Raw genomic sequence first — 15,534 nt, forward strand, 5'->3', positions numbered from 1 at the left:
CAACCATGAACTTGCTCGACGGCTACGGGATGGACACCATCACCATGGCAGGCACGCTGGAGGCCAAGCTGGCTGCCATGAAAGGCGCCGGTTTTTCTCAGGTGATGCTGATGGCCCGCGATCTGGTCACGCACCCCGGGGGTGTTCAAGCCGCGGTCGAGGCCGTGCGCCAAAGTGGCATGCGGCCCACCGGCTTTCAGGTGCTGCGCGATTTTGAAGGGCTGTCCGGCCACCTGCACAGCTACAAGCTCGACATCGCCAAGTCCATGCTCGAGATGTGCGCGGCCACCGGCAGCAAGGTCTTGTTGGCGTGCTCGTCCACCTCGCGCCACGCCACACAAGACCTGGACCAGATCGCGGCCGACTTGAAAAAACTGGCCATGCTGGCCGTGCCCATGGGCATCAAGATTGCCTACGAAGCGCTGTCCTGGGGCCGCACCGTCAACGAATTCCCCACCAGTTGGGACGTGGTCTGCCGCGCCGATTGCCCCAATTTGGGCATCGGCCTCGACTCATTCCACATCTTTGCCGCCAAGACAGAGCTGGACGCCATCGAAGAATTGGACCCGTCCAAAATCTTTTTGGTGCAGCTGTCGGACTTCATGTGGCAAGAAACCCCCACCTTTGAAGAGCGCATGACCACGGCCCGCACCTTCAGGGTGTTCCCAGGCGAGGGCGTGCACAGCGAGCAGCTGGCCGACTTGGTGCTGCGCCTGGACCGCATCGGGTACCGGGGCGACTACAGCTTTGAAGTGTTCAACGACGACTACCAGCAACTGCCGCTGGAGACGGTGGCCGAGCGTGCCCGCAAGAGTGCGACCTGGCTGCACCAGGACGTGTTGCACAAATCAGCCCCATTGCCGGCCTGGGCGCGGCAAGGCGCTCACTGAACAATCGCCACCGATTTGACCTGCACCCAGGCGGCGTTGCCCGCCTGCAACTGCAGGGCGTCCAAAGCCCGGCGAGTCACACGGGCCAACAGCACCGATTGGCCGCAACGCACCCGCACCAGACACTGTGAGGGGTGCGCATCGGGCGCCATCGCGTCCAGCACGCAGGGCAGGTGGTTTTGAATGCTGGTGTGCTGGGGCTCTTGGGTGGTCAGGCTGACGTCTTGGGCCAGTACCCGCAAACGCACCGACTGCCCCAAACGCAGGCCGCTGTCGCGCACCCACAAAGCGCCACCTTGAAACGCCACTTGCGCCAAATGCCAGGGGGCATCGAGCGCGGTCACGTGGCCCTGTAGCAAGGCCGCTGCATCTTGGCCCACCACCACGGCAGGCGCGATGCAGCTCATGACCTCGGTCGCGGGGCCGCTGGCTTTGACGCGGCCTTGCGCCATCACCACCAGGTGATCGGCGAGCCGGGCCAATTCATCGGACGAGTGGGTCACGTAGAGCATCGGGATGCGCAGCTCATCGCGCAAACGCTCCAGCCAAGGCAGGATCTCTTGTTTGCGCGCCTGATCGAGCGCGGCCATGGGTTCGTCCAGCAATAGCAGGCGCGGCTCGGTGGCCAGGGCCCTGGCAATGGCCACGCGCTGGCGTTCCCCGCCTGACAGTTGTGCGCTGGGTCGGTCCAGCAGATGGCCAATGCCCAGCAGTTCGATCGCCTGGTCCAAAGCGGCTTGCGCTTTTGGCGACTGGGCGCGTTGCACGGCAAAGCGCAGGTTGCCCATGACGTTCAGGTGCGAGAACAAGCTCGCTTCTTGGAACACATAGCCCAAGGCGCGCTGGTGAGTGGGCACAAAGAGGCCTTGGGCATCGTCTTGCCAGACCCCCTCGCCCAAGGCGATGCGGGCGCTGTGGGGTTTTTCGAGACCGGCCACGCAGCGCAGCACGCTGGTCTTGCCCGACCCCGAGGGGCCAAACAACACGGTGATGCCTTGCATGGGCAAGCGCAGGTCCACGTGCAAGCCATAGTCCGCCCGCGGCAGTTGCAGTTGAATGATCATCTCGCTCATGGCAGCACCCGGTCGTGTCGGTTTTTCAGCAAGGCCAGGGCCATCAGCACCGCAAACGCGAACAAGACCATGCCACCGGCCAGCACATGCGCTTGGGCGTATTCCATGGCTTCCACGTGGCCGTAAATTTGGGTGGAGACCACCCGCGTTTGGCCGGGGATGTTGCCGCCGATCATCAGCACCACCCCGAACTCACCCACGGTGTGGGCAAAGCTCAAAATGGCGGCGGTGATCAGCCCAGACCGCGCTTGCGGCAGGGCCACCGAAAAGAAGGCGTCGAGGGGGCTGGCCCGCAAGGTGGCCGCCACTTCCATGGGGCGGGGGCCCAGTGCCTCGAAGGCGTGCTGAATCGGTTGCACCGCAAAGGGCAGCGAAAAAATCACCGAGCCGATCAGCAAGCCGGTGAAGCTGAAGGACAACACGCCCCAGCCCAGCGCCTGCGTCAGCTGGCCCAGCGGGCCTTGTGGGCCCATGACCACCAAGAGGTAAAAGCCCAGTACCGAAGGCGGCAGCACCAGCGGCAAGGTGACCACCGCTCCGATGGGCGTACGCCAACGCGAGCGGGTCTGCGACAGCCACCAAGCCAGGGGCGTGGCCAGCAGCAAGAGCACCAGCGTGGTCAGGCTGGCCAGTTGCAAAGTCAGCCCAATGGCTTGCAGGGTTTCGGTGTCCATGGCTCAGTTCTTGTAGGCGTGGGCCCGGATGATGGCGCGGGCGGTTGGGCTTTGGAGGAAGCGCATGAAGGCTTGCGCGGCGGGCTGGTCCTTGCCCGCGTTCAAGAGCAAGGCGCCCTGGCGGATGGGGGTGTACAAGTCTGCGGGCACGATCCAGCCAGAGCCTTGTGTGAAGCGACCTTCGGCATAGACCTGGGACAGCGCGACAAAGCCCAGGGGCGCGTTGCCCGTGGCCACGAATTGGTAGGTTTGCGCGATGTTCTCGCCCAAGACCCATCGCGGCTGGAGCGCATGCAACAGGCCCAGTTGCGTCATGGCTTGCACCGCCGCCTGCCCATAAGGGGCGAGCTTGGGCTCGGCCAGGGCGATCTTGGGGAAGGCGCCGGTTTTCAGCACCTGGCCTTGTGGATCCACCAGGCCTGTTTGTGCACTCCAAAGAGCCAGTTGCCCCACGGCATAGGTGAAGCGCGTGCCCTGAACGCCCAAGCCTTCTTGTTCGAGCTTGGCCGGCGTTTCATCATCGGCCGCCAGAAACACCTGAAAGGGGGCGCCGTTTTTGATCTGGGCATAAAACCGACCTGTGGAGCCCAAAGACACCTTGACCTTGTGACCTGTCGATTGTTCGAATGCGGCTGCGAGCTTTTGCATGGGGGCGCTGAAGTTGGCGGCCACCGCCACCGAGACCGTGTCGGCATGGCCCGTCACGGCCCACAAGCAGGCACACAGCGCGATCAGCAAGCGGTTCATGGAAAGTTTCGGTATTCTGAAATGGAATAGCGAAACTTTAGCATGGATGCCGGGCGCTGTTCTGATTCAGAATAGCGGTCAAGCCAAAAACCATTGCCATGAAAACCCAAGCACTGCCACTTTCCGACGTTCTGGGCCACGAAGCCAGCGACAAACGCATCGACATCCTGCGCCGCATTGCCCAGGTGGGCTCCATCTCGGAGGCCGCACGGGGCGCAGGCGTGAGCTACAAAGCCGGCTGGCAAGCGCTGGAGACCTTGGCCAATTTGGCCGGCACGCCCTTGGTGGAAAAGGTGGTGGGCGGCAGCGGCGGCGGCGGCGCGGTCTTGACCGCTGCCGGCCAAAAGGTCCTTCTGGCCGCCGACGCCATGGCCCAGGCTCGCCAGCAGGTGCTGCAATTGATCGACCGGGGCGACGTGGCCACCGGCCGCGCGGCCTTTGCCCTGCGCACCAGCATGCGCAACCAGTTTCCGTGCACGGTCGGGGCTGTGAAGTCCCATCAAGGGCAGGTGCGGGTGCAGCTGCACTTGGCCGATGGTTCGGCGGTGTATTCACGCATCACCCGAGAAAGCATGCAGCTGCTGGGGCTGCGCCCGGGCTTGGCGGTGTTGGCGCTGTGCAAAGCCACGGCAGTGCAGGTGGTGCCCAGCGCGGGCGATGTCAAAGGCAAGAACACTTTGGTCGGCGTGGTGACGCGGGCCACACGCTCGGCCAAGGGCGGTGAAGTGTCTCTGCGCTTGCCTGGGGGTGTTCAGTTGGTCGGCTTTTCTTCAGGCCCATCGCGCAAAGTAGGGCAAAGCACCACCGCCCAAATCGACGAAGCGGGCATGGTCATCGCGGCTTTGGATTGAAGATGAAGTTGCCCGTCATCGACACCCCGCGCTGCACTGGCTGTGGCTGGTGTGTGGCGGCGTGCCCACCCCATGTGCTGAGTCTGCAAGCCGATGGCTTTCGCAAGCATTCGGTCTTGCACGATCAAGCCGGCTGCACGGGCTGCAGCCTGTGTGCCCGCCGATGCCCCTTTGGCGTCATCACCATGGTCAAGCCAACCCCGAACACAGCTCAGCACCCACAGGAGTCGGGTGCTGCGTCTGGTATTGGTGGGCGCTGAACTTGTTGGGGGATAGGGTGCATCTACCTCAGGCGGTGAAGTGCGCGCTGTCCATCACTTTCAGGTCACGGGCTATCCGCGGCGAAAAATCCATTTGGTCGAGCACATCGCGCTGAAGGTCGATGCCGGGCGCGATCTCGAACAGTTCGATGCCTTCGGGCGTGAGCCTGAAGCTGGCGCGTTCGGTCAGGTAGAGCACTTCTTGCCTGCGCACCAAACCTTGCGGCCCTGAGAAAGTGATTTGGTCCACTTTTTGGACGAGTTTTTTCACCGCACCTTGTGCGGCCACGCGCATCTGTCCGTCGCCGGTTTCCAGCTTGACGCCCTTGGCCGCCAGCGTGCCGCAGAACACCACTTTCTTGGCGTTTTGCGCGATGTCGATGAAGCCGCCGGGGCCGACGGTGACGCCGCCCAAGCGCGAGACGTTGACCGAGCCCTCTTCGTCGAATTCACCAAAGCCCAGAAAGGCAATGTCCAGACCCCCGCCGCCATAAAAGTCGAACTGCGTCGCGGCGTCCAGCATGGCGGTGGCGTTGCGGGCGTAGCCGAACAAGACGCCGTCCATCAGCGTGCCGCCATAGGTGCCGTGCTCGATGGTTTGGTAAATGCGGTGCTGCTCGTTGCGCGCCGCGATCAGTTTGGCCACCGCATCGGGCACGCCCACGCCGTAGTTGATGACCGGGCGGGCTTTGCCGGTGTTGAACAATTCTTGGTAGGCCCGGCGCGCCACGGCCTGCCTTTCGCTGAAGGCTTCTTGAGCCGCAGCCACTTCGCGGGCATGGTCTTGGGCTTCGCTGCTCAAGCGCGCTTGGCCCGTCAGCTCGCCGCTGAAGGCCGGATCAAACGGGATGGCGTAGCTGGTGGACTGCTGCGGGTCCACCACGATGGCGTCCACCCAGGCCGAGGGGATGCGCACTTCGCGGGCTTTCAGGGCGCCCTTGGGCAAGCGCTCTTTGACTTGCACGATGACTTTGCCGCCGCTGTTGCGTGCGGCCAAGGCCAACGACTGCGCGTCGAGGTTGGCCGCTTCGTGCTCGAAGCTGATGTTGCCGTCTTCGTCGGCGCTGCTGGCGCGCACGATGGCCACATGGATGGGAAAGGGTTTGTAGCGCAGGTATTCGCGGCCATCGATTTGGATGACTTCGGCCAGGTTGTCTTGGGCGGCGTCGTTCATGCGGCCACCGCCGTGGCGTGGGTCGCACACGGTGCCCAGGCCCACGTGGCTGATGAGGCCGGGACGGCCCGCGCCTATTTCGCGCATGAGCTGGCTCGACACGCCGCCAGGCAGGATGTAAGCCTCGATTTTGTTGGCCAAGGCCAGCTGTTGCATGGCGGGCGACCAAACCCAGTGGCCGCCAATCACGCGTTTGACCAGGCCTTCGTGCGCGAAGCAGTTCATGCCTTTGGTTTTTTTGTCGCCAATGCCCAGCGCGTGGATGACGGTGAGGTTGGTTGGTGTCTGTGTGCTCAGGAAGCGTTCTTGCACCGCTTCAAACAAATGGGTCGCTTCCATCAGCCCGCCGCCACCGCCCATGAGGCCCACGGTGTCACCGTCTTGGATGAGTTGTGCCGCTTGTGCGGCGGTCATGAATTTGGTTTGCATTTTTTGCCTCGTTCGTGTTGTTCAGTTCGTGTCAGGGTGGTGTGCTGCATCGTGATGAGGGGTGAGGGCCTCGGCCTCATACTGGGGTACCAGAAATCGGCCGAGGCCCTCACCCCCCATCACGATGGCGTTCTGGTTTGCACAGAGATGTTGTCTTTGTAGGTCGGAGCTTCAGCTCCGACGTTGTGCTTCAACGATGCATTCATGTCGGAGCTGAAGCTCCGACCTACGGATGCACCCACAGCCGGATGAAGGGGATGGGCGGCCGACGATTTCTGGTACCCCAGTATGAGGAGGCCGCCCATCCCCTTTGTCCGGCCCACGCAAGGCGCACAACACACGCACACAAAAGGTCAGCGGTTCACATCAAACAGCACAGCGCCTTTTTTCATCGCGCTCTTGGCAATCACGCCCCGGTGGATCTCGCTGGTGCCGTCGTAGATGCGGTAAATGCGGGCATCGCGGTAATAGCGCTCAATGGACAGCTCCTTGCAAAAGCCCATGCCGCCAAACACCTGCACCGCACGGTCCACCACGCGGCCCAAAGTTTCTGCGGCGTGCACCTTGACCATGGCGATCTGCTCGCGCGCGTCCAGGCCTTGGTCCAGCATCCAGGCGGCGTGGTAGACCATCCAGCGGGCGGCGTTGATCTCGATCACGCTGTCGGCCAGCATCTGCTGCACCATCTGGAAGTCGCCGATCTTGCTGCCGAACTGCTTGCGCTCGTTGGCCCAGTTCAGCATCAGCTCGCACACATGCGTGGCCTTGCCCACGGCGCGGGCGCCCACCTGCGCCAGACGCACCACATTGAGTGCGCCCATGGCCAGCTTGAAGCCTTGGCCCACTTCGCCCAGCAAGGCGGCGTCTTCAAGTTGCACGTTGTCAAAAAACAATTCCAGGTGCGGCGTGCCGCGCAGGCCCATCATCTTTTGGTCCTTGCCCACGGTGAAACCGGTCAAGCCTTTGTCGACCATGAACATCGAAATTTCTTTCTCGCCGGTTTTGGCCGACACCAAAAAGAAGTCGCTCCACTCGCCATCGCTGATGAAGTGCTTGGTGCCGTTGAGCACCCAGCCTTGCCCGTTTTTCTTGGCGTTGGTTTTGATGCCTGCAGCGTCCGAGCCCGCGCCCGATTCGGTGATGGTGATGGCGCAGGTGCGCGTGCCCGCCACAGCGGGTTTGAGCCAGCGCTCGATCTGCTCGCCCTTGCAGTGCAGCAGGGGTTCGTACACATTGCCAAAGGCGCGTCGGATCAGGATGTCGGTGGTGTGGCCGAATTGCTCTTCGCACAGGATGCGGTCCATGTTGGACAGGCCGCCACCGCCTAATTCGGCGGGCATGTTCATGCCGTACAGGCCCAGGGCCTTGGCCTTGTCGTGGATGGCTTGCGCTTTGGCCTTGTCCAAAAAGCCTTGGTTCTCGACCTCGTCTTCGAGGGGCTGCAGTTCTTCGGCGATGAAACGGCGCACCGTTTCGATCATCATTTTTTGTTCGTCGTTGAGTGAAAAGTCCATGGGGTGCTCCAAATCATTGTGAGGGTTCAGCGTTCCACAAAGGGGCGGCTTTTGGCCAGGCATTCGGCAGCCCAGTTCAGCACCGAGGTGTTCGCTTCGCGGCCGAAGTTGACCACCTCCACGCTCACGGGCAGGTCGGCAGGCAGGGCGTCGAACAGGCCTTGCACATCGATGGTGCCGTCACCGGGCAGCAGGCGCTCGCAGCGGGCGGTGTGAACCATTTGCTCGGTCGTGAAATTCAAACCGGCTTGGGCATCGCAAATTTGCGCGTAGTGCAGCAACTCACGCGGGAGGGCGCGGATGTCTTCGAGTGTGGTGGTCGAGCGGCCCACGTGCAGCGCATCGACCAAGATGCCCGCATTGGCCGGGCTGCCTGCGCCTTGCACGATGCGCAGCGCAGCGTTGGCGTCTTTCACCGCCGTCCAGGGCATGAACTCCAAGTCAGCGGTCATGCCAAAAGGCTTCATCACTTCGCAAAGGCGGGCGTAGTGGTCGGTCAGGCGCGCTTCGTTGGTGTCGTCTCCGGCCACCAAAATGGCCTTGGCTTTCAGTGCCGCGCCTGCGTCGTACAGCGCATCCCAGGTGTGCGGGTCGAACTGCTCGCCAATGCGGATGATTTCCAGATCGAACACGCCCACGCCGGTGTCGGCTTGAGCTGCCAAGGTTTCACGCAGGGCCGCAGGCTGGCCCAGCAGGTGCTGCTGCGGCGCGCCTGCGGCGTTGGGCCACAGGCGCAGGCCGACAAAGCTGTAGCCGGTTTTCGCCGCGACACCGATCGCCTCGGCTGGTGTGCAGCGGTGCGAGCTCAGGTAGGCGAGAGAGTAGGTGCGGGTCATGGTCTTTATTTCAAAGGCGACACCGCCGTGGGCATGGCGATGGTCGAGACCATGTTGGTGCTCAGGTGCGCGGGTCCGCCCTTGGGGGGCCAGATGCCTTGGGCCACGGCTTCGCCGCGGATTTGGCTGCGGGCGTTCAGGCTGTCGTAGGCCCAGATGTTGGTGAATCGCAGTGGGCCGTCGAGCGCGACCATGGCCACCACGCAAGGCGAGAGCTTGTCGCGGGCGGGCACGTACTGCTCCCACAGGTCGATGGTGGGCTGCACGCCGCCGGTTTGGATGCCGTAGGTGCGGATTTCGTAGACCGGTCCGGTGATGCCGCTCTCGGCGCTGGGACGCACCGGCTTCATCCAGGGGAAGCCTTTGTAGCTGTGCTGCTCCAGCGTTTGGAAAATCTCGCCGCAGCCAAACGGACCCCAAGGGCCGTCGCCTGTTTCTGGTCTGGCGCTTTGCTGGGTGCGCTCGCGTTCGGCCTGCAAGGCCTCGAGCGTGGCAAAGCCGCGCAGCACGATCATCTGGTTGAGCACGCCGATGTCGGTGAACCAGCAGCCCAGCAGTTCGCCTTGGGCCTCAGGCGCCGTGGCAAAGGCCTGCACGTTCGTTGCGGCTTGGCCTGCAGAGCCAAAGGGCAGGGTCATGGTGGCGAGTTCGTAATACATGGTCTGGGCTTTCGAGTTGTCGGTTGACGTGTGGGTGATCGGGTATTCGCAGGTGGACGGTGGATCGCGGCCTGCGGCGTGGTGTGCGGCGATGAAGCCAAAGGTCATGGCCGGACCCAGCGTGATGCCGCCGGCCGGGTAGTGGCCGCCCATCATGCTGCTGAGGTCATTGCCACCGGCATACAGACCGGGGATGGCCAGGCCGTGGGCATCGGTGACTTGCGCGTGGTCGTTCACGCGCAAACCGGCGAAGGTGCCCAAGCTGCCCATCACGACTTTGACGGCATAAAACGGCCCGCGTTCGATGGGGCCCATGCAGGGGTTGCGCAGACCGCGCCGAGTGGCGTTGATGGCATCGCCCTGGATGCGGTTGTAGGGCGTTTCGCCTTTGCCAAAGTCGAGGTCTTTGCCGTCTTGCGCCAGCGCGTTGTAGCGCTGCACCGTGGCTTGCAGGGCTGGGGCGTCGATGCCGCAAGCGTTGGCTAATTCTTTCAAGGTTTGACCGCGTTTCAGGTAGCCGTTTTTCAGCCAAGGGCCGAGCGGCATGGGTGCGGGCTTGACCGCGCCCAGGCCGTAGTAGCGCAGAAACAAGTGGTCGCAAATCAGCCAGGCTTCGGGCTTGTGACCGGCCGGTGTTGCCGCCAGCAGGTCTTGCATGAAGTCGTGGTACGAGTTGGCCTCGTTGGCAAAGCGTTGGCCTTGCGCCGTGACAGCGATCAGGCCAGGCTTGGCGCGCTCGATCAGGTGCGGGAAATGCGCCATGCTGCCGTCCGGGCGGGGCACCAAAGACACCGGGGCCAATGCCGCTGCTTGCACCAAGTCGCCCGCCACCACGCCACCTGCGGACTCGCCCAAACGCAGGCCGTCGCCCGTGTTGCCCCGGTTGCCGGCCGACCAGTGTTCGTGGCCCGTGGGGGCATGCGGCAGCAGTTGCAGTTTGCGCGCTGGGTCGTGTGGAAAGCCGCCAGTGGCCAACACCACGCCGCAGCGGGCTTGGATGCTGACTTCGCCATTGGGTGATTGCACCACGGCACCGGTGACCCGGCCTTCGCTTTGCAGCAAACGCACAGCCGGGCTGTTCACGCGTATTTGAACGCCCTGATCGAATGCGGATTGGGCCAGCCCGCCGATCAAGGCATTGCCGTTGACCAGGCGCGTGCCCCGGCGGTGCACCAACAAGTCACGCCAGTGGCGCAGCACCAGCTTCGTGACATGCCAAAAGGATGCTGGCTTGTGCAGGGCGTTCAAAAAATGCCGCAGCTCCGCACCCGAGGCGATGCCCATGCCCCACAGCGTGGTCTCGTGCAGCGGGGGCTTGAGGTCGTGCAGGCGATCGCCCAGTGGGCGGGCATCAAAAGGCGCTGCGCAAATCGAGCGGCCGCCCAGCGCCGCGTCGATGGTGTGGCCATGAAAGTCTGGAATCGCGTTGCCATCGATGAACTGCAGCGCGGTGTGGCGGCGAAAGAACTCGACCATGCGCGGGCCGTTGTTCAGAAAGGCCAGGGCGCGGGACTCGTCGAATTTTTCGCCCAGCTCGCGGCGCAGGTAAGACAGCGGTTTTTCGATGCGCTCGACCAGGCCCGCCTCGATGGCCAGCGGGTTGCGCGGCACCCACATCCAGCCGCCCGACCAAGCCGTGGTGCCACCGTATTGCGCTTCTTTTTCGACCACGATGACCTTCAGGCCCAGGTGCGCTGCCGTGACGGCGGCCGACAGCGCGCCCGCGCCCGAGCCCACCACCAGCAGGTCGCAGTGTTCGGTGGAGGGCCTTGCAGCGTTCATCGGCTCGCGCACATCACACCGCGTAGATCGGTTTGCGGCCATCGGTGGGGGCGGCGCTGCCGGTTTCGGCCGTGAGGCTGAAGAAGGGCGATGCGCCACTGGACGCGGCCAGCTGCTGCGCGATGCTTTGCAACTCGGGCGCCAAGGCTTGCATTTTTTCGGGGGTGAAGCGCACCGTGGGGCCGGCGATGGTCAGCACGCCAAACGCGGGCTGCCCTGCAAAGCGCACGGGTGCGGACATGGCCGACAGGCCTGCGGTGTAGGTGTCGGTGGTCAGGCTGTAGCCCCGATCGCGGGTTTGGGCCACGGCCTCCATCACGGCTTGCAAGCTGGTGGGCGCGGCAGGGCCGAACTGTTCAGGCAGGCCCAGACCTTGTTTGGCCACCAAGGCCAGGGCCGCGTCATCGCTCAGCGTCGAGAGCAAGGCCCAGCCCGAGGACGAGCACGACAAGCGTGCATCGCTGCCCATGTCGGGGTCGTAGCGCAGGCCTTGGCGCGCACCTTGGGCGCGGGCCACCCAGGTCAGGCGCTCGCCGTCGACCACTGAGAGGCGCACCAGTTCGCCCGACACCTCGGCCAAGCGGTTGAGCAGGGGCTGGGCAATGTCCACGATGCCGCTGTTGCTCAGGTAGCTCAGGCCCATGGAGACCAGTTTGGTGGTCAGCAGGTAGTCGCCGTGGCCGCGTGTCTGGCGCACATAGCCCAGGCGCACCAGGTCGGTCAGCAGGCGGTGCGTGCCGCTGCGCGGGATGTCGAGCTGATCGGCAATGGCGGCCAGTTCCAGGCCTTCACCGTGTTGCGAGAGCAATTCGAGGATGCTCAAAGTTCGTTCGAGAACGCCGCTCATGTGGGATTCCTTGACGCCGTGAAGGCTGGGCAGGTTTGACGTTGACCGGTGCGTGCCGCCTTCAGCAAAGCCAATGTGGCTTGCAAAGTGCGCCAGCCGTCCAGTGCCGAGCAGATGGGGGTTTCGCGCCGCTCGGCCACCGCGCGAAAGTGCCGCAGTTGTTGAACGTACACATCGGTGTCGTGCACACGGATTTGTTCGCGCACCATTTCGCGGTGCCAATGGCGCTCGCCGGGGTAGCGCCACAAGTCCAAATCGGGCAGCGAGAGCGAGCCCTGCGTGCCCGACAAAAAGTGCGACTGCACATTTTGTCGGGGGTATTGGCCTTGCTCGCCGGCACAAAAATCCCAGCACCAAGGCGAGACGGTGGTGTCGGACACCGTCATCACCGCTTGCGTGCCGCTGGCAAATTCGAGCAAGGCCGCACCGGTGTCTTCGACTTCAAAACCGCGCACCGCGCTGGACAGGCTGCCTTGCACCGCACGCACTTCGCCCAGCAGGTACACCAGCATGTCGATGTCGTGGATCAGGTTGATCAGCACCGGCCCGCCACCGGCTTGGCGGCGCCAGGGCACATCGAAGTAGGCCTCGGGCTTGTAGAAGTTGGCCATCACGTTGGCGCTGAGCACCTGGCCCAGGCGACCGTCGGCAACGATTTGACGGGCCCTTTGCAAGATCGGGTTGTGGCGGCGGTGGTGCCCCACCAGCACCGGCACGCCGGTGTCTTGCGCGATCTGGATCAGGCGCTCGGCAGCGGCCAAGGTGTCGGCCACCGGTTTTTCAATCAGCACCGCGATGCCGCGCGCCATGCAGTCGGCGGCCACCTCCACATGGGTGGCGTTGGGCGTGGCGATCACCACGCCTTGCGGCCGGGTGGCTTCCAGCAGGGCAGGGTGGTTTTCAAAGGTGGGGATGTTGCGCTCGGCACACCACTGGCGAGCCGCCTCGTCCGGCTCGGCCACCCCCACCAGAGCGAACTCGGGTGTTTTCAGGATGCGTTCGATGTGCGTCTGGCCAATCACGCCAGCGCCAATCACGGCCAGAGGGAACTTGTGCATGGGTGTTGTTGCGTGTGCAGTGGGGTGCGTCGATGGCCCGAGTATATTGATTTTTGGAAATAAATTCAAAAGTGGAATCAAATTCCGTTTTTATGTATCATCGCGGCCATGAACCCGACACAGCCCTTGCACCTTGACGGCGCTTCGCGCATCCATTTCATCGTGGGCGACCCGATTGCCCAGGTCAAATCGCCCTCGGGTGTGAGCCAGGCTTTTCAGGCCGCAGGGCTCAATGCGGTGTGCATCCCGGCCCATGTGGCCCCGGCCGATCTGGCGGTCTGGACGGCAGGTGTGTCGCTGTGCAAAAACGTGGACGGCATCATCGTCACCGTGCCGCACAAATTCGCTTACTTTGAGCTGTGCGCCACGACTTCGGACCGGGGCGCGTTTTTGAAGTCCATCAACACCTTGCGCCGCAACCCCGATGGCCGCTGGCATGGTGACATGTTCGACGGCCTGGGCTATGTGAAAGCCTTGGCGCTCAAGGGCTGCAGCCTGCAGGGTCAAAAAGCATTGCTGGTGGGCGCAGGCGGTGCCGGCTCGGCCATTGCGTATTCGCTGGCCACGGGCGGCGTGCGCGAGCTGGCCATTCACGACGAAGACAGGGCTCGGCGCGACGCGCTGGTGCAGCGCCTGGCCTCGCTGGGCCAGTGCACCGTGGTGGCCGGTAGCAGCGACCCTACAGGTTTTGACATCGCGATCAACGCCACACCGATCGGCATGCAAGCGGGTGATCCGCACCCGATCGATGTGAGCCGCTTCACACCGGACATGTGGGTGGGCTGTGTGATCACCGCGCCCGCCGTGACGCCGATGATCGCCGCTGCACGGGCGCTGGGTTGCCACACCCTCACGGGCACGGAGATGTTTGCGCAGGTGAAAGACCTGATGGTCGAATTTTTGATGGGGGCCTGAGATGCAAGTTCTGAAGAACGGTCTGGATGGTTTGAAGGACGGTGTCGAATTTGACCTGGTGGTCATCGGTGCGGGTGGCGCGGGCTTGTCGGCGGCGGTGTTTGCCGCCATCGACGGCGCCAAGGTGCTGGTGGTCGAGCGCACCGAGTTCGTGGGCGGCACCACCGCCTGGTCGGCAGGCACCACCTGGGCGCCGGGAACCCACCATGCTGCAGCCGTCAACCCCAGCGACAAGCTGGCCGACGTGACGACTTACCTTAACCATGCGGTGGGCGCGCAAGCGCCTGCCGCTTTGCGCGAAGCCTTTTTGAAGCACGGCGGCGACGCCGTGGCCAAAATCGAAGCGCACTCGTCCATGAAATACCGGCCTTACCCCAAGCACCCGGACTACATCAGCGACCTGCCCGGCTCGACCTTGAATGGCCGCGCTTTGGAGCCTGTGCCTTTTGATGGCCGTTTGCTGGGTGAACTCTTCCCGCTGCTGCGTCCACCCATCCCCGAGTTCACCGTGCTCGGCGGCATGATGGTGGACCGCACCGACATCAACCACTTGCTGGCGATGACGAAGTCTTGGGCATCGCTCAAGCACGCGCTCAGCATACTGGGGCGTCACTTGCGCGATCGCTTGAGCCATGCCCGGGGCACTCGCTTGGTGATGGGCAACGCCTTGGTGGGGCGCTTGTTGCATGGCTTGTCACAGCACGCTCACGCCACGCTGGCGCTGAAAACCTCGGTCGATGCGCTGGAGCGTGACGCCAGCGGCCGCGTGGTGGCGGTGCGCTTGAGCAGCGCCACCGGCAAGGCCCGTGTGGTGGCCAAGCATGGCGTGGTGCTGGCCAGTGGCGGCTTCAACCGCGACCCGGCCTTGCGTGCACAGAAGTTGCCCGGCATTCCCGCCGATTGGTGCCCCGCTGCACCCGGCCACACCGGCGAGGCGCTGGCTTTGGCACGGGGCTTGGGCGCCGTCGAAGGGCAGGGCGCACAAAGCCCGGCCTTCTGGGCGCCCGTGTCTTTGCGCCAACGCCCCGATGGCAGCACCGCGGTGTTCCCGCATTTCGTGATGGACCGCGCCAAGCCCGGCATGATCACCGTCAACCAGGCGGGCGAGCGCTTTGTCAACGAGAGCACCTCTTACCACCTGTTTGCGCTGGGCATGCAGGCGGCCCGGCAAGCCGTTCCCGCTTACATGGTGGCCGATGCCAAAGCCTTGCGCCAGTACGGCATGGGCATGGTGCGCCCCGGTGGCAAGGGGCTGGCCCCGTTCTTGGCCGACGGCTACTTGACCGAAGCCGCCAGCCTGCAAGCGCTGGCCGACAAGCTGGGCATCTCAGCGCAGGGTTTGGCCCAAGCGGTGGCCGACAACAACGCCTTTGCCCAAACCGGTGTGGATACACAGTTCCAACGCGGCGAGACGGCTTATCAACAGAACATTGGCGACGCCGCAGCCGGTGGCCGCAACCCCAACTTGGGTGCGATCAGCGAAGGGCCTTATTACGCCGTCAAGCTCTACCCCGGCGACATTGGCGCGGCGCAAGGCTTGCAGACCAACGAGCACGCACAGCTGCTCAATGCGCAAGGGCAAGTCATCGAGGGCTTGTACGCCGTTGGCAACGACATGAATTCCATCATGGGCGGTGTGTACCCCGCCCCCGGCATCACGATTGGCCCGGGCTTGGTGTTTGCCTATTTGGCGACCCGTCATGCCTTGGCTTCGCCCATGGCCCTCGGGTCTAACCCCTAATACGTTCGTTCATCGCACGTTTTTGTTCGGTGATTGACCCATCTACCCCGGCCTGCCCGTGATGCCTATGGAAATGACCACTAC

The 15,534-nt window shown here is 63.7% G+C and carries 14 protein-coding genes; 5 read left to right on the plus strand and 9 right to left on the minus strand.

The genetic code is table 11. The features are described 5' to 3' along the window. Nucleotides 1-5 precede the first annotated feature (5 nt). Nucleotides 6-890, plus strand: coding sequence for a sugar phosphate isomerase/epimerase family protein (locus tag QLQ16_RS05455; RefSeq protein ID WP_283223680.1), 885 nt, complete (start codon nt 6-8; stop codon nt 888-890). On the opposite strand, the gene modC is transcribed toward QLQ16_RS05455, so the two are convergent. Genes modC through modA form a run of 3 tightly spaced genes read right to left on the minus strand, consistent with a single transcriptional unit; the run spans nt 884 to nt 3,384 of the window. Continuing rightward, a complete protein-coding gene (gene modC, locus QLQ16_RS05460; RefSeq protein WP_283223681.1) occupies nt 884-1,963 on the minus strand; it encodes a molybdenum ABC transporter ATP-binding protein in 1,080 nt (359 codons plus the stop codon). The two genes, QLQ16_RS05455 and modC, sit on opposite strands and share 7 nt — an antisense overlap. Then, the gene (gene modB, locus QLQ16_RS05465; protein WP_283223682.1) at nt 1,960-2,637 is read right to left on the minus strand and encodes a molybdate ABC transporter permease subunit; all 678 of its coding nucleotides are present in this window, start codon (nt 2,635-2,637) and stop codon (nt 1,960-1,962) included. The genes modC and modB overlap by 4 nt, the downstream gene beginning before the upstream one ends. Before the next feature lie 3 nt (nt 2,638-2,640). Next, the gene (gene modA, locus QLQ16_RS05470; protein ID WP_283223683.1) at nt 2,641-3,384 is read right to left on the minus strand and encodes a molybdate ABC transporter substrate-binding protein; all 744 of its coding nucleotides are present in this window, start codon (nt 3,382-3,384) and stop codon (nt 2,641-2,643) included. A 98-nt stretch (nt 3,385-3,482) separates the two neighbouring features. On the opposite strand from modA, the gene QLQ16_RS05475 reads away from it, so the two are divergent. Beyond that, on the plus strand, nt 3,483-4,235 hold the full coding sequence (locus QLQ16_RS05475) for a TOBE domain-containing protein (RefSeq protein ID WP_283223684.1): 753 nt from the start codon (nt 3,483-3,485) through the stop codon (nt 4,233-4,235). Between the two features lie 2 nt (nt 4,236-4,237). Beyond that, the gene (locus QLQ16_RS05480) at nt 4,238-4,495 is read left to right on the plus strand and encodes an ATP-binding protein (RefSeq protein ID WP_283223685.1); all 258 of its coding nucleotides are present in this window, start codon (nt 4,238-4,240) and stop codon (nt 4,493-4,495) included. Nucleotides 4,496-4,523: 28 nt separating this feature from the next. On the opposite strand, the gene QLQ16_RS05485 is transcribed toward QLQ16_RS05480, so the two are convergent. The 6 genes from QLQ16_RS05485 to QLQ16_RS05510 all read right to left on the minus strand — a co-directional run bounded on the left by QLQ16_RS05485 (nt 4,524) and on the right by QLQ16_RS05510 (nt 12,794). After that, nucleotides 4,524-6,098, minus strand: coding sequence for an acyl CoA:acetate/3-ketoacid CoA transferase (locus QLQ16_RS05485; protein ID WP_283223686.1), 1,575 nt, complete (start codon nt 6,096-6,098; stop codon nt 4,524-4,526). Nucleotides 6,099-6,451: 353 nt separating this feature from the next. Next, complete coding sequence (locus QLQ16_RS05490; protein WP_283223687.1) at nt 6,452-7,612, minus strand: acyl-CoA dehydrogenase family protein; 1,161 nt, start codon at nt 7,610-7,612, stop codon at nt 6,452-6,454. A 26-nt stretch (nt 7,613-7,638) separates the two neighbouring features. Then, a complete protein-coding gene (locus QLQ16_RS05495; protein WP_283223688.1) occupies nt 7,639-8,448 on the minus strand; it encodes a sugar phosphate isomerase/epimerase family protein in 810 nt (269 codons plus the stop codon). Nucleotides 8,449-8,453: 5 nt separating this feature from the next. After that, nucleotides 8,454-10,889 (minus strand): FAD-dependent oxidoreductase, encoded by a 2,436-nt coding sequence (locus QLQ16_RS05500; RefSeq protein WP_431310386.1) that lies wholly within the window; start codon nt 10,887-10,889, stop codon nt 8,454-8,456. Between the two features lie 13 nt (nt 10,890-10,902). Beyond that, the gene (locus QLQ16_RS05505) at nt 10,903-11,736 is read right to left on the minus strand and encodes an IclR family transcriptional regulator (RefSeq protein WP_283223690.1); all 834 of its coding nucleotides are present in this window, start codon (nt 11,734-11,736) and stop codon (nt 10,903-10,905) included. Then, nucleotides 11,733-12,794 (minus strand): Gfo/Idh/MocA family protein, encoded by a 1,062-nt coding sequence (locus QLQ16_RS05510; RefSeq protein ID WP_283223691.1) that lies wholly within the window; start codon nt 12,792-12,794, stop codon nt 11,733-11,735. The genes QLQ16_RS05505 and QLQ16_RS05510 overlap by 4 nt, the downstream gene beginning before the upstream one ends. 108 nt (nt 12,795-12,902) lie before the next feature. Between QLQ16_RS05510 and QLQ16_RS05515 the strand changes: the two genes are divergently transcribed. Further along, nucleotides 12,903-13,709 carry a shikimate dehydrogenase family protein gene (locus tag QLQ16_RS05515; protein WP_283223692.1) on the plus strand — a complete coding sequence of 269 codons (807 nt, stop codon included), beginning with the start codon at nt 12,903-12,905 and terminating at the stop codon, nt 13,707-13,709. A gap of 1 nt (nt 13,710) precedes the next feature. Further along, nucleotides 13,711-15,450, plus strand: a complete 1,740-nt coding sequence (locus QLQ16_RS05520; protein ID WP_283223693.1) for an FAD-dependent oxidoreductase — start codon at nt 13,711-13,713, stop codon at nt 15,448-15,450. Nucleotides 15,451-15,534: the final 84 nt, after the last annotated feature.

It is taken from the genome of Limnohabitans lacus, from assembly GCF_030053395.1.
GTDB classification, from domain to species: domain Bacteria; phylum Pseudomonadota; class Gammaproteobacteria; order Burkholderiales; family Burkholderiaceae_C; genus Limnohabitans_A; species Limnohabitans_A lacus.

Bases quoted from the DNA above. Each gene is read 5' to 3' on its own strand.
- QLQ16_RS05455 (WP_283223680.1), top strand. From the start codon at position 6: ATGAACTTGCTCGACGGCTACGGGATGGACACCATCACCATGGCAGGC.
- modC (WP_283223681.1), bottom strand. From the start codon at position 1,963: ATGAGCGAGATGATCATTCAACTGCAACTGCCGCGGGCGGACTATGGC.
- modB (WP_283223682.1), bottom strand. From the start codon at position 2,637: ATGGACACCGAAACCCTGCAAGCCATTGGGCTGACTTTGCAACTGGCC.
- modA (WP_283223683.1), bottom strand. From the start codon at position 3,384: ATGAACCGCTTGCTGATCGCGCTGTGTGCCTGCTTGTGGGCCGTGACG.
- QLQ16_RS05475 (WP_283223684.1), top strand. From the start codon at position 3,483: ATGAAAACCCAAGCACTGCCACTTTCCGACGTTCTGGGCCACGAAGCC.
- QLQ16_RS05480 (WP_283223685.1), top strand. From the start codon at position 4,238: ATGAAGTTGCCCGTCATCGACACCCCGCGCTGCACTGGCTGTGGCTGG.
- QLQ16_RS05485 (WP_283223686.1), bottom strand. From the start codon at position 6,098: ATGCAAACCAAATTCATGACCGCCGCACAAGCGGCACAACTCATCCAA.
- QLQ16_RS05490 (WP_283223687.1), bottom strand. From the start codon at position 7,612: ATGGACTTTTCACTCAACGACGAACAAAAAATGATGATCGAAACGGTG.
- QLQ16_RS05495 (WP_283223688.1), bottom strand. From the start codon at position 8,448: ATGACCCGCACCTACTCTCTCGCCTACCTGAGCTCGCACCGCTGCACA.
- QLQ16_RS05500 (WP_431310386.1), bottom strand. From the start codon at position 10,889: ATGAACGCTGCAAGGCCCTCCACCGAACACTGCGACCTGCTGGTGGTG.
- QLQ16_RS05505 (WP_283223690.1), bottom strand. From the start codon at position 11,736: ATGAGCGGCGTTCTCGAACGAACTTTGAGCATCCTCGAATTGCTCTCG.
- QLQ16_RS05510 (WP_283223691.1), bottom strand. From the start codon at position 12,794: ATGCACAAGTTCCCTCTGGCCGTGATTGGCGCTGGCGTGATTGGCCAG.
- QLQ16_RS05515 (WP_283223692.1), top strand. From the start codon at position 12,903: ATGAACCCGACACAGCCCTTGCACCTTGACGGCGCTTCGCGCATCCAT.
- QLQ16_RS05520 (WP_283223693.1), top strand. From the start codon at position 13,711: ATGCAAGTTCTGAAGAACGGTCTGGATGGTTTGAAGGACGGTGTCGAA.